Genomic DNA, 12,239 nt, shown 5'->3' with positions numbered 1-12,239 from the left:
ACTACCCTACATTCAAAGGGTGCGCGCCTTAGCTTTCGTAGTCAATCGCGTGGCGCAGCTGTTTTTCGTATTCTAGCGCTTTGCCGGTACCCAAAGCCACACAATTCAGGCTTTCATCGGCTATCGATACCGCCAGACCGGTCTGTTCGCGCAGTGCCAGATCAAGATCGCCCAACAAAGCACCCCCACCGGTCAGCATCACGCCCCGGTCGACAATGTCGGCTGCCAGATCGGGTGGCGTGGTTTCCAAGGCGGTCATCACGGCCTCACAGATGGCCTGCACAGGTTCTGACAGCGCTTCTGCCACCTGGGCCTGGCTGATCTCGATTTCCTTGGGTACACCGTTCAACAGGTCACGACCGCGGATATGCATCGACTGGCCGCGGCCATCGTCGGGCATGCGCGCGGTGCCGATTGTGGTCTTGATCCGTTCAGCTGTGGATTCACCCACCAACAGGTTTTGCTGGCGACGCAGGTACGAGATGATGGCCTCATCCATGCGGTCTCCGCCCACACGGACCGAGCGGGCATAGACGATGTCACCTAGCGATAGAACAGCGACCTCGGTGGTACCGCCACCGATATCTACGACCATGTTACCAGTCGGATCGGTGATGGGCATCCCTGCACCAATCGCAGCCGCAATGGGTTCTGCAATCAGACCGGCGCGGCGCGCACCGGCAGACAGAACCGACTGACGGATCGCGCGTTTTTCAACCGGAGTCGCGCCATGAGGGACGCAGACGATGATCTTGGGTTTAGAGAATGTCGAGCGTTTGTGCACTTTGCGAATGAAGTGCTTGATCATTTCTTCGGCGGTGTCGAAATCGGCAATTACACCTTCGCGCATCGGGCGGATGGCCTCGATTGAACCGGGGGTCCGGCCCAGCATCAGTTTGGCGTCTTCGCCAACGGCCAGAACCTTTTTGACCCCGTCCTTGACATGGTAGGCAACAACGGATGGCTCAGACAGGATCACACCGCGACCCTTGACATAAACCAGCGTGTTCGCTGTCCCAAGGTCGATGGCCATGTCCGAAGTGAACAGGCCGCCCAGATTGCCTAAGATCCCCATGTTTCCCCTGATCCTGTATGTCAGTTTTTCTACTGCCCGCGACTCGACGGTTCCGGGACGGATGACTTATAGGGTGCCAACTCGCCCGGTAAAAGGGCTGATTCCGCGACAATCAGCACCTTTTCGCCTCATTGGTAAGGACTTTAGAAGGCAAAATGCTCTCATATCAACATATTTACCACGCTGGAAATCTGGCTGATGTACAAAAGCACGCTTTGTTGGCGTGGGTGCTGCAGTATCTGACCCGCAAGGACAAGCCGATCAGCTATATTGAAACGCATTCCGGGCGCGGTCTGTACCAACTGGACGCGGAAGAAGCGGTTCGGACCGGCGAAGCCGCAGCCGGGATCGAACGTGTTCGGCGTGAGGCATGGTTCGGGGCTGATCATCCGATGACCCAGGTGCTGCAAACGACACAGGCGCGATATGGTCCGGCGGCCTATCCCGGGTCACCCCTGATCGCGGCGCAACTGCTGAGGGATCAGGATGCGCTGCATTTCGCTGAGATGCACCCGCAGGAGTTTGCGGCCCTGTCTTTGGCAGTGTCGTCTTATGGAGCGAAGACCTATCAACAGGACGGATTTGAACTGGCGCAATCCCTGCTGCCGCCGACCCCGCGGCGTGGGCTGATGCTGATTGATCCCAGCTATGAGGTGAAAGCCGATTATGCACGCCTGCCGGGGCTCATCGCCAAGTTCCATCGCAAGTGGAATGTGGGTGTAATTGTCTTGTGGTACCCGATCCTGACCGATGGGCGACACTCATCAATGATCGAGGCGCTGAAGTCGCAGAATTACCCCAAGGTTGTGTTTCACGAAGTGAGATTTCCACCCGCGCGCGACGGGCATCGGATGGTTGGGTCGGGGATGTTCATCCTGAACGCACCGTTTGGGATTGAGGAAGAGATGGCCCGTCTTTCGGATCGGTTCGCGTCTCTTTAGACGCAAGGGTGGTGCGCTGCGAAGCGCTTCGTCGCGACGATTGCCCCAAACGGTGTTACACCCTGCGCGGTGCAATGCGTCAGCTTGGTTTGATCTGCCTCATGCCATTCGCATAAACTTGTTTCCATTTGATGATCGAGTAAGACTTCCTGAGACCTGTCGACCAAAAGGGATCTTCGTGAACGAGTTGATCTACATCACTCTCTGAGCCCGCCTCAACGATCCACAAACCATCGCGCCCTTGCTCGTTTGTATCTGACAAAGGGCCGGCTGCTTCGATCTTGTCGGAGTTCCGCTCAAGAAAATCCAGATGCTTTGACATATGTGTTTTGCGTATGTTGGGGTCGGCATTTGGTGCATCTTCGAAAAGGATAATGAATTTCATTTTGTACCTCCAATGAGTTGCGTGCCCAAAAAGACTGCCACATCAAAATCGAAGGTTGAGCCAGTAAAAATGACGACTTAACCTGCAAAAATGCAGGATCATGATTGGAACGATCTCAAGTATCTTCTGGCCCTTCGCCGCGAAGGAAAGCTTGCACGCGCAGGACGCGCGCTTGGTGTCAGCGAAACGACGGTTGCCCGCAGGATCAAGGCTCTGGAGCAGGCGCTAGAAACCAATTTGTTCTTGCGCAGTGCAAACGGACAATACGAACCGACAGATGCGGCGCTGCAAATCCTGAAACATGCGGAATCCATCGAGGCAGAGAATGTCGCAATCGGAGAAATGTCAGGTGATAACGCGCGCAATGTCACGGGTAGCGTCCGCATCAGTTCGGTGCCATTTATCGTGAACCATTTGTTGGTGCCTGGCATAGCCGCCTTGGGATGTTTGCACCCGTGTCTGACCGTTGAGTTGGTTCCAACTTCTGAAAATTTGGATCTGTCCAAGCGCGAGGCCGATCTTGCGGTGCGTTTCGCGCGCCCGCATGCAGGAGGATTGCGAACCAAAGCGCAAAAGCTGGGCGAGCTATCATTCGCAGTCTACGCGGCAAGCTCCCTCTCACCGACCCGAGACAATGATCTGGGTTGGATCACTTATGACGACGCATGTTTGAATTTGCCACAAGCGCGTTGGCTCGAAAACGCTGCGAAGTCCTCCAATTTGCGCGCCAATCTGAAAATCGCGGATATCGAGACCGGGATGCAGGCTGTTGCGGCGGGGATGGGAAAGACGTTGTTGCCATGTGCCGTCGCATCCGGCGACCCGCGATTTCGAGAAGTAAAATTGGATGGTGGTGCCAGGCTCCCAACTCGGGAAATCTGGTTGCTGTCACATGCCGATCAGGCTTCCAGACTATCAATCAACGCGGCCAAAGACTGGTTAAGCAATTTAGTCTGGGTTTGACGAGCGACGCACGAGGCGTCACTCATTCATTTCACACCTGCCGGGCCCCGCGAGAGCAGGAACCCTGTGCTTGGTTTTTTGCTCAGGTCAGGTCTTTGTAGCTGATCTCGCGCGCATCGGCGCCGGGGCCGGCTTTTTCCCGACGCACGATCAAACGGTTCAAGGCGTGGATATAGGCCTTGGCTGAGGCCACGACCGTATCAGTGTCCGCTGATTGGCCTGTTGCGATCATGCCATCTTCTTCCAGGCGTACCGAAACCGTCGCCTGTGCGTCTGTCCCTTCGGTCACCGCATGCACCTGGTAGAGTTGCAGGCGGGCTGTGTTTGGGTGAATCGCGCGGATGGCCTTGAACGCGGCATCAACCGGGCCGTCGCCATGCTCGGTTGCGATGATGTCCTTGCCGTCCATTTCCAGCTCGACCGTCGCTTCGGCTTGCCCGCCGGTACCGCAGGTGACCTTCATTGACACCAGTTGCAGATAGTCATCCGCCTCATCCAGGGTCATCAGGGCGATCAGGTCATCGTCGAACACTTCTTTCTTGCGGTCGGCCAAATCTTTGAACCGCACAAAAATGTCGCGCAATTGGTTGTCGCCAACCTCGAAGCCCAGCGTTTCCAGCTTGTCGCGCAGCGCGGCACGACCCGAATGTTTGCCCAAGGGCAAAGAGGTGCCCGACAGGCCGATATCCTCAGGGCGCATGATTTCGAAATTTTCGCGGTTTTTGAGCATCCCGTCCTGATGGATGCCGCTTTCATGCGCAAAGGCGTTCTTGCCGACGATGGCTTTGTTGAACTGTACGTTGAAGCCCGACACCGTCGCCACGCGACGCGAGATATGCATGATTTTGGTCGTATCGATGCCCGTGTGCCAGGGCATGATGTCATTGCGGGTGCGCAGCGCCATGACGACCTCTTCCAGCGCGGTATTGCCCGCGCGCTCGCCCAGACCGTTGATGGTGCATTCGATCTGACGCGCGCCCCCGGCAACAGCGGCCAGAGAGTTCGCGGTCGCCATGCCCAGATCGTTGTGGCAATGGGTGGCAAACACCACCTCATCCGCGCCCGGCACCGTCTCGATCAGACGTTTGATCAGGTCGGCGCTTTCGACCGGGGCGGTATAGCCGACAGTATCGGGGATGTTGATCGTTGTGGCCCCGGCCTTGATCGCTATTTCGATCACGCGGCACAGGTAATCCCATTCGGTCCGGGTGGCATCCATCGGCGACCACTGGACGTTTTCGCACAGATTGCGCGCGTGGCTGACCGTTTCGTGGATCTTGTCGGCCATTTCGTCCATGGTCAGATTTGGAATGGCGCGGTGCAGTGGCGAGGTGCCGATAAAGGTGTGAATGCGGTTCTGTTCGGCGTGTTTCACCGCGTCCCAACAGCGATCGATATCGGCGAAATTGGCACGGGCCAGGCCGCAGATGCGGCTGTTTTTCGACCTTTGGGCAATCTCGGACACCGCTTTAAAATCGCCTTCGGATGCGATTGGGAAACCGGCTTCGATGATGTCGACGCCCATCTCGTCCAGCAGTTCAGCAATTTCCAGCTTTTCATCATGGGTCATGGTTGCGCCGGGGCTCTGCTCGCCGTCGCGCAAAGTGGTATCGAAGATCAAGACACGGTCTTGGTCGGTCAAGTTGGTCATGGGATTCTCTTTCTTCTTCTGTCCTAAAGCCTATGGCGCGCTGGCGTCCTCCTCTGAGCGGGCGCGCCGGATGGCACGCTCAGAGGCGGATTAGGATCAGTAGGCCACGCAGCGAGGCACCGCGAAGGGCGGTGTCGGCAACAAGGATATCTGCGCGGTTCATCATGGGATCAGGTTATACAGAGCGCACGGCGAATGAAAAGAACCAAAATTTAGCCAGAGCGGATTTGGTGAGGTTTCTTTTGCAGATGTCATTGAACTGAAGGTGCAGACCACTAGGTCGCCCAATATGCAAACGGCTTTGATCATTGGCGCATCAGGTGGCATCGGCAATGCGCTGAGCCATCAGCTTACTGCGCAGCAGGTGGCGGTGACAGGATTGTCGCGGTCAGATGACGGGTTCGATCTGACTGAACCCGAGGCAGCCTTGAAAACACTTGATGCTTTTCAATATCCGTTTGATTTGGTTCTGGTCGCGTCTGGAGCCTTAGAAATCAATGGCGCGCAGCCTGAAAAGACCATGCGCGCGGTGACAGCGCAGGCCATGATGGATCAGTTCGCCTTGAACGCGGTCGGACCGGCATTGGTTTTGAGCCGGGCGCATAAGCTGCTTACGCGAAACAGGCGGTCAGTGATCGCGGTGCTGTCGGCGCGGGTTGGATCGATCGGGGATAATCGCATCGGCGGTTGGGTCAGCTATCGCGCGTCCAAGGCGGCGGTCAATCAGGTGGTTCACACTGCCTCGATTGAACTGGCCCGTACGCATAAACAAGCGATCTGCGTCGCGCTGCATCCCGGCACTGTTAAAACAGCGTTCACACAGAAGTATCTTGGCCGCCATCCCGCGGTTGAGCCAGATATTGCTGCCGAGAACCTTCTGAGCGTCATCGACGGACTAACGCCCGAAGACACAGGCGGGTTCTTTGACTGGTCAGGTGCGCGCGTACCGTGGTAGGGGCTTAGTTGTCTGCAGGCGGTTCGGGGTTTTCACCGTCTGAAGCAGGCTCTTGCGCGTTTGTTTCTTCGCCGCCGGTTTCAGGTGCCTCTTCGGACGATAGCGCATCATTGTCCCAGACACCCGCTTCTTCCTGCCCATTGGCATAACGCATTGTGCCCTGACCCTGGCGCTTGTTCTCAAAAAAACCACCCTCGTAGACATCGCCCGAGGGATAGGTTGCCAGGCCAATGCCGGTGATCTTTCCGTCCGACCAATCGCCTGTGTAGGTAAAGCCACTGGGCGCGGTGATCGTCCCTTTGCCGTGGCGGGCGCCGTTGATGAAGTCGCCGTCGTATACCGTGCCATCGGCAAAGGTAGATTTCCCTTTGCCCTGACGGACGCCGTCGACCCATTCGCCTTCGTATCGATACCCATTGGCGAAGGTGACGGTGCCGGTTCCGTGGCTCACCGCATTGCGGAACTGACCGGTATACACGGTCCCGTTGGGGTAGGTCGCAGTACCGGTTCCTTCAAACACTCCCGCGATCCATTCTCCGTCATAGACGGTCCCGTCCGCATAGGTGCTTTGGCCCTTGCCATGCGGCAGGTCGGCGCTGAGCGCACCGATATAGGCCGAGCCGTCGGGGTAGGTGATCTCACCAAATCCTTCGATCTGACCTTCGGACCATTCGCCGGTATAGCGATAGCCATCTGTGCCGACGAATGTGCCTTTGCCGTGACGGCGGTCGTCTTGGTAGTCGCCCTCATAGACATTACCGTTGGCATAGGTCTCTTTGCCTTTGCCTTGACGGCGACCTTCGGTAACCTCGCCTTCGTAAACATCACCGTTGGCCAGTGTCAGGCGCCCGGTTCCGGTCATCAGGTTTTGAACCCATTGCCCGTCATATTCCAACCCGTCCGACTGGACCAAACGGCCTTGCCCGTGGCGTTGGCCTTGCTGCACATCGCCCTCATAAACCGACCCATCGGGATAGGTGATCCGGGCCGTACCCTGCTGTGCACCGTCGACCCAATCCCCGTCATAGATATAGCCATTTGGGTCAGTGCGAGTGCCCTTGCCGTGGTGGCGGGCGTTCTGAAACCCACCTTGATAGCGCACGCCATTTGCATATTCGGCAATGCCCGAGCCATTGATTGCACCGTTAAGCCATTCACCTTCGTAGGTCCCGCCATCGGCATAGCTAATTTTGCCCTGGCCTTCGGGCTGTCCTTTCGCGAATTGGCCCTGATAAACAGACCCGTTGGCGAACCGGGCCGTGCCTTGGCCCTGAATCTCGCCTTCGACCCATTGACCGGAATACTCAAACCCGTCTGGCAACCGGTATGTGCCTGTGCCGTGGCGTAGCCCGTTTTCAAACGTGCCCTCATAGACCCCGCCAAGTTCGTCATCTTTGACGATCACTGTGCCATCCTGGGCCCATGCCGCCGTGATCGACAGGCTCAGAATCCCGGCGGTGAGAGAATTGCGGATCAGCTTCATGGTTTGTCCTGACTGCCCGATCATCGGTTTCATATGCGTTTGGGCAAAAATAGGGGACCGCACAGATCAGAGCAACGGCTTTTGAGCCATTGGTCTTCCACTCGCGCAATGATCTGCTAAATGCAGTAGGACTGGTGAAGGCAAGAGGGCAGCATGGCCGACCGTTTCCGTATCACACTGGCGCAACTCAACCCTGTTGTGGGCGATCTTGAAGGCAATGCAGCCAAGGCGTTTGCGGCTTGGGAACAAGGTCGCGAGGCCGGAGCGGATCTGGTCGCGCTGCCCGAGATGTTCATCACCGGATACAACACGCAGGACCTGATCATGAAGCCGGTCTTCCACCGTGCAGCAATGGCTGCGGTTGAGGACTTGGCCAAGACATGTGCCGAAGGTCCGGCAATGGCCATCGGTGGCCCTTGGGCCGAAGATGGCAGCCTGTTCAATGCCTATCTGATCCTCAAAGGGGGTCGGATCACCAGCAAAGTGCTGAAACACCACTTGCCGAATGAAACGGTGTTTGACGAGGTGCGTCTGTATGATTCAGGCCCTCTGGGCGGGCCGTATTCGGTTGGCAATTCGCGTATCGGCAGCCCGATTTGTGAGGACAGCTGGCATCCTGATGTTGCCGAAACGCTCGAAGAAACCGGGGCCGAGTTTCTGCTGATCCCCAATGGATCGCCCTATTTTCGCGATAAATACGATGTGCGCCTGAACCATATGGTCGCGCGTGTGGTCGAGACCGGATTGCCGCTGATTTACCTGAACATGGTCGGCGGGCAGGATGACCAAGTGTTTGATGGGGCCACGTTTGGCCTGAACCCGGGCGGAGAACTGGCGTTTCGCATGCCGGTTTTTGATGAGACGATCGCTCATGTAGATCTGGAACGTGGGGATGAGGGTTGGCGGATTGTCCCTGCCGAGATCGTGCCGCAGCCCGATGCGTGGGAGCAGGACTATCGCGCCATGGTGGAATCCTTGCGCGACTACATGGGAAAAACCGGTTTCAAAAAGGCGTTGCTGGGCCTGTCGGGCGGTGTGGACTCTGCTTTGGTTGCGGCCATCGCTGTGGACGCGATAGGGGCCGAGAATGTGCGCTGTGTGATGCTGCCATCGGAATACACCAGCCAGGCATCGCTGGACGATGCCGAGGCGGTCGCAAAAGCGCTGGGCGTTCACTATGACTTTGTTCCGATCTCGGACAGTCGCGCTGCCGTGACGGATACGCTCGCCCCGTTGTTCGCAGGGCGCGCGGTCGATTTGACCGAAGAAAACATCCAGTCGCGCCTGCGCGGAGTGTTGCTGATGGCGATCTCGAACAAGTTTGGTGAGATGCTGCTGACCACCGGCAACAAATCCGAAGTCGCGGTAGGCTATGCCACGATCTATGGCGACATGAATGGCGGCTATAACCCGATTAAGGACCTGTACAAAACCCGCGTGTTTGAAACCTGCCGCTGGCGCAATGCCAATCATCGCGATTGGATGATGGGACCGGTAGGTGAGGTCATTCGCCCGTCGGTCATCGATAAACCTCCAAGCGCTGAGCTGCGGGAAGATCAGAAAGACAGCGATAGCCTGCCGGATTATCCCGTGCTGGACGGCATACTTGAGATTCTGGTGGATCAGGATGGATCTGTCGCCGATTGCGTTGCGGCAGGATATGATGAACAGGATGCGCGCAAGGTCGAACATCTGGTCTATGTCAGCGAATACAAGCGTTTCCAATCCGCCCCTGGCACGCGTTTGACCAGTCGCGCGTTCTGGTTGGACAGACGGTACCCAATTGTGAATCGCTGGCGGGATCGTGGTTGAGCGCCGCGGTTTCTGAATTTGGAAACAGTAAATCGTTATGTGGATAACCGTTTCCATAGATCCGATAAATCCAAGCAGTTTCAAGCGACTCTGCCGATGTCAGCGCTTGTTTGATTGACATTTTTCTGCCACATTTATGCTTAGAAGTTGCCTCATATGGGGCGGATGTGACGCATTGCTGTAGAGTTCGCAGTTTTCGACAAATGTTTTGTCTGTGTGGTGCATCCGGGGTTGGATGTCTGAGTTAATGGTGTGGTGTTAACATGTACGAGGAATACGATAAGTCTCTGCACAAGCCGTGGCAGTACAGAACGATGGAATCTCCGGCGCAGGAGCTGGATGAGGTAAAGCTAGACGCAGCAATTGCCGATCTGATCGGCGAGCAGAAGGCGGAACCCTCGCAGCGTTTGGAGTTCCCTGATTTAAAGTCGCAGCCAGAAATTTCCGCCAAGGACACTGCCAAAGACGGTGGATTGTCCGGGGCGTTGCGCCAGAAATGGGCTGAACTGTCCGGCGCAGCTTAAGCGCTGCCAAATCTATCACGCATGTCGCCTGCTGGCACCTTTGCCACAGGATTTTACTATCGGTTTGATAGCTTCTGATTTCCGTTGTCAGCGCATTCCTCTCTGGCATCTTGAGGGCTCGTATGTCGTAAGAACGAGTCATTGATGCCAGGCCCCAAGCCAACCCCATTTGAACCTGATCTTTCGCTGCCAAAATCTGTTGATGTTGTCGTGATCGGCGGCGGCATTATTGGCGCGTCCGCTGCGTTGGAACTGGCCGAACGTGGAGTTTCGGTTTTGCTGTGTGAGAAAGGGCAGATTGCTGGGGAACAAAGCTCTCGCAATTGGGGTTGGGTTCGACTTGGCATGCGTGACCCGCGCGAGATACCGTTGATGCAAGAGGCTTTGCGTATTTGGCCAAATCTGGATGCGCGCATTGGGCGACCAACTGGCTACACACAAGCAGGCATCCTGTTCGGAGCTTCTGGAGCGCGGGACGCGGACAATCTGGAACGCTGGATGCGCAACGTCGACGGGCTGCAGACCGGGGCTCGGATGGTTTCAGGACCTGAACTGGCAGAGCTGCTTCCTGGGCAAGAAACCGACTTGAAATGCGCGCTATACATGCCGCAGGACGGACGCGCGGAACCACAGCTTGCAGCCCCTGCGATTGCCGAAGGTGCCCGCGACAAAGGCGCTGCGGTGATGACCAATTGTGCCGTTCGCGGTCTTGATCTGCAGGCGGGTCAGATCACCGGAGTCTTCACCGAACGCGGACGCGTTGCATGCGACCAGGTGGTGCTGGCAGGTGGGGCGTGGTCGCGGCTGTTTGCAGGCAATGCCGGGATCGATTTGCCGCAGCTAAAAGTCCTGAACACCGTCATGCGCAGTTCGCCTGTTGAAGATGGTCCCGAAGCCGCGCTTTGGTCAGATGATTTTGCTATCCGAAAGCGAGCGGATGGGGGATACACCATCGCGTCGGGCCATGAAAACACCTATGACCTAGTGCCCGACAGTTTCCGGTTGGCATTGCAGTTTCTGCCAGCGTTTGTTCAGGAATGGAGGTCGTTGCGCTTTCGCCTGTCTGGCCGTTGGAAGGTTGAAGCCGCGCAAGATCGGAAATGGCTACCCACTGATGTTACCCCGTTCGAGCATTGCAGGGTCCTGGACCCAGAGCCATCGCAGAAGGTTCTGCGCAATGCCTGGGCCAACGCCACAAAAGGGTTCCCCGCCCTTCACAAGGCAGAAATCGTGCAAAGCTGGGCTGGGTTAATTGATGTCACACCAGATGCGATTCCGGTGATTTCCACGGTCGATGACGTCCCTGGATTGGTCATTGCCACAGGGTTCTCGGGGCATGGCTTTGGGATTGGACCGGGGGCCGGGCGTTTGGCGGCCGATCTGGTAACCCAGTGTGCGCCCTGCGTGGACCCGGCCGCTTTTCGCCTGTCGCGGTTCAGCGACGGCTCAAAGGTGCGGCCGGACACGGGTTATTGAGCGCTTAGCCCATCATCTGATAGCTGACCGGAACAAAACGGAAGCCGTCGCCACGTGTCTCCACGAAACCGGCGGCGGGGAAGGGCATGTGATAGCCGATCATCGGTACCTTGTCGGCGGCCAGCAGGCCCAAAGTCTTACGGCGTGATTCCGTTGCGGCAGCTTTGTCCATGTCGAACCGAACTTCCCATTCGGGGTGCGCAAAGGACCAGACATAGTGATTGGCAAGGTCCGCTGTCAGAATAAGACGCTGACCGTTGCTTTCCAGGTGGTAAACCATGTGACCGGGGGTATGCCCAAATGTCGCCATCGCCGTCACACCCGAGGCCACGTCGCCGCCATCCTCGATAAAGGTCATCTTCTCGGCCAGAGGGGTGACTTTGGCAGCAACCAGATCGCCGACCCGGTTCCCGGCGTCCTGAGCGGACCAGAAGTCATACTCGGGTGCCGCAGTGACATAGCGCGCATTGGGGAATGTCGGCGCGTCATCAGTGGTCATGCCGCCGATATGGTCCGGGTGCATATGGGTCAGCACGACCACGTCAATCTGATCGGGCGTGACACCTGCATCTGCCAAAGCGGCCTGAATGCCACCCTGACCAAGCCCGGTGTCGAACAGGATCAGTTCCGAACCTGTGTTCACCAGAGTCGGCGTGAAAAAGAATTGAGCCACGTCAGGTGAGATGAAGTTTTCGGCCGATACTTTCGCGAATTCCTCATCCGAAGCGCCGCCTCCGAAGATCTCCTGCGCGCCGTCGCGTGGCAGGCTGCCATCAAGCAGGGTTGTGACCGTAAAGTCGCCTAGCTTGAATGATCTTGCGATGGTCGAGTTCGCCTTAGTCTCAGTTCCGGCTGCCAAGAGCGGGGTCGCTGCGGATGCAAATGGAAGGGCTGCGGCGGCGCCAAGGGCCGCTCTGCGTGTCAAATTGATGGCCATTTCTTAGTCTCCCTGTCAGAACGCCAGCCAAAAAGGT

General features: G+C 57.1%; 11 protein-coding genes. 6 read left to right on the top strand and 5 right to left on the bottom strand.

Going from position 1 to position 12,239, the window contains the following annotated elements; all coding sequences use genetic code 11:
- Positions 1–28: 28 nt before the first annotated feature.
- Positions 29–1,075: a rod shape-determining protein gene (locus tag ACR0EL_RS11730; RefSeq protein WP_170535929.1), complete on the bottom strand. Its 1,047-nt coding sequence runs from the start codon at positions 1,073–1,075 to the stop codon at positions 29–31.
- Between the two features lie 155 nt (positions 1,076–1,230).
- On the opposite strand from ACR0EL_RS11730, the gene ACR0EL_RS11725 reads away from it, so the two are divergent.
- Positions 1,231–2,016: a 23S rRNA (adenine(2030)-N(6))-methyltransferase RlmJ gene (locus tag ACR0EL_RS11725; protein WP_480500062.1), complete on the top strand. Its 786-nt coding sequence runs from the start codon at positions 1,231–1,233 to the stop codon at positions 2,014–2,016.
- Between the two features lie 79 nt (positions 2,017–2,095).
- On the opposite strand, the gene ACR0EL_RS11720 is transcribed toward ACR0EL_RS11725, so the two are convergent.
- On the bottom strand, positions 2,096–2,401 hold the full coding sequence (locus ACR0EL_RS11720) for a YciI family protein (RefSeq protein ID WP_480500061.1): 306 nt from the start codon (positions 2,399–2,401) through the stop codon (positions 2,096–2,098).
- A gap of 90 nt (positions 2,402–2,491) precedes the next feature.
- Between ACR0EL_RS11720 and ACR0EL_RS11715 the strand changes: the two genes are divergently transcribed.
- Positions 2,492–3,364: a LysR family transcriptional regulator gene (locus tag ACR0EL_RS11715; RefSeq protein WP_480500060.1), complete on the top strand. Its 873-nt coding sequence runs from the start codon at positions 2,492–2,494 to the stop codon at positions 3,362–3,364.
- 82 nt (positions 3,365–3,446) lie between these two features.
- Here ACR0EL_RS11715 and ACR0EL_RS11710 read toward each other — a convergent pair whose 3' ends face one another.
- Positions 3,447–5,015, bottom strand: a complete 1,569-nt coding sequence (locus ACR0EL_RS11710; RefSeq protein WP_480500059.1) for a 2-isopropylmalate synthase — start codon at positions 5,013–5,015, stop codon at positions 3,447–3,449.
- A 289-nt stretch (positions 5,016–5,304) separates the two neighbouring features.
- Between ACR0EL_RS11710 and ACR0EL_RS11705 the strand changes: the two genes are divergently transcribed.
- Positions 5,305–5,970 carry an SDR family NAD(P)-dependent oxidoreductase gene (locus tag ACR0EL_RS11705; RefSeq protein ID WP_480500057.1) on the top strand — a complete coding sequence of 222 codons (666 nt, stop codon included), beginning with the start codon at positions 5,305–5,307 and terminating at the stop codon, positions 5,968–5,970.
- Positions 5,971–5,974: 4 nt separating this feature from the next.
- On the opposite strand, the gene ACR0EL_RS11700 is transcribed toward ACR0EL_RS11705, so the two are convergent.
- Positions 5,975–7,453: an MORN repeat-containing protein gene (locus ACR0EL_RS11700; protein WP_480500056.1), complete on the bottom strand. Its 1,479-nt coding sequence runs from the start codon at positions 7,451–7,453 to the stop codon at positions 5,975–5,977.
- A 153-nt stretch (positions 7,454–7,606) separates the two neighbouring features.
- On the opposite strand from ACR0EL_RS11700, the gene ACR0EL_RS11695 reads away from it, so the two are divergent.
- The 3 genes from ACR0EL_RS11695 (at position 7,607) to ACR0EL_RS11685 (ending at position 11,265) form a co-directional block, all read left to right on the top strand.
- Positions 7,607–9,265, top strand: coding sequence for an NAD+ synthase (locus ACR0EL_RS11695; protein ID WP_480500055.1), 1,659 nt, complete (start codon positions 7,607–7,609; stop codon positions 9,263–9,265).
- A 263-nt stretch (positions 9,266–9,528) separates the two neighbouring features.
- Positions 9,529–9,789 carry a hypothetical protein gene (locus tag ACR0EL_RS11690; RefSeq protein WP_170535943.1) on the top strand — a complete coding sequence of 87 codons (261 nt, stop codon included), beginning with the start codon at positions 9,529–9,531 and terminating at the stop codon, positions 9,787–9,789.
- Positions 9,790–9,933: 144 nt separating this feature from the next.
- Positions 9,934–11,265 carry an NAD(P)/FAD-dependent oxidoreductase gene (locus tag ACR0EL_RS11685; RefSeq protein ID WP_480500054.1) on the top strand — a complete coding sequence of 444 codons (1,332 nt, stop codon included), beginning with the start codon at positions 9,934–9,936 and terminating at the stop codon, positions 11,263–11,265.
- Positions 11,266–11,269: 4 nt separating this feature from the next.
- On the opposite strand, the gene ACR0EL_RS11680 is transcribed toward ACR0EL_RS11685, so the two are convergent.
- On the bottom strand, positions 11,270–12,202 hold the full coding sequence (locus ACR0EL_RS11680; protein ID WP_480500053.1) for an MBL fold metallo-hydrolase: 933 nt from the start codon (positions 12,200–12,202) through the stop codon (positions 11,270–11,272).
- Between the last annotated feature and the right edge of the window lie 37 nt (positions 12,203–12,239).

This window comes from Ruegeria sp. AH12 (assembly GCF_056541465.1).
This window is presented reverse-complemented; position numbering and strand designations above follow the sequence as displayed.

What these genes read in the sequence shown, in the direction of transcription:
- ACR0EL_RS11730 (WP_170535929.1), bottom strand. Translation starts at nt 1,075, where the DNA reads ATGGGGATCTTAGGCAATCTGGGCGGCCTGTTCACTTCGGACATGGCC.
- ACR0EL_RS11725 (WP_480500062.1), top strand. Translation starts at nt 1,231, where the DNA reads ATGCTCTCATATCAACATATTTACCACGCTGGAAATCTGGCTGATGTA.
- ACR0EL_RS11720 (WP_480500061.1), bottom strand. Translation starts at nt 2,401, where the DNA reads ATGAAATTCATTATCCTTTTCGAAGATGCACCAAATGCCGACCCCAAC.
- ACR0EL_RS11715 (WP_480500060.1), top strand. Translation starts at nt 2,492, where the DNA reads ATGCAGGATCATGATTGGAACGATCTCAAGTATCTTCTGGCCCTTCGC.
- ACR0EL_RS11710 (WP_480500059.1), bottom strand. Translation starts at nt 5,015, where the DNA reads ATGACCAACTTGACCGACCAAGACCGTGTCTTGATCTTCGATACCACT.
- ACR0EL_RS11705 (WP_480500057.1), top strand. Translation starts at nt 5,305, where the DNA reads ATGCAAACGGCTTTGATCATTGGCGCATCAGGTGGCATCGGCAATGCG.
- ACR0EL_RS11700 (WP_480500056.1), bottom strand. Translation starts at nt 7,453, where the DNA reads ATGAAGCTGATCCGCAATTCTCTCACCGCCGGGATTCTGAGCCTGTCG.
- ACR0EL_RS11695 (WP_480500055.1), top strand. Translation starts at nt 7,607, where the DNA reads ATGGCCGACCGTTTCCGTATCACACTGGCGCAACTCAACCCTGTTGTG.
- ACR0EL_RS11690 (WP_170535943.1), top strand. Translation starts at nt 9,529, where the DNA reads ATGTACGAGGAATACGATAAGTCTCTGCACAAGCCGTGGCAGTACAGA.
- ACR0EL_RS11685 (WP_480500054.1), top strand. Translation starts at nt 9,934, where the DNA reads ATGCCAGGCCCCAAGCCAACCCCATTTGAACCTGATCTTTCGCTGCCA.
- ACR0EL_RS11680 (WP_480500053.1), bottom strand. Translation starts at nt 12,202, where the DNA reads ATGGCCATCAATTTGACACGCAGAGCGGCCCTTGGCGCCGCCGCAGCC.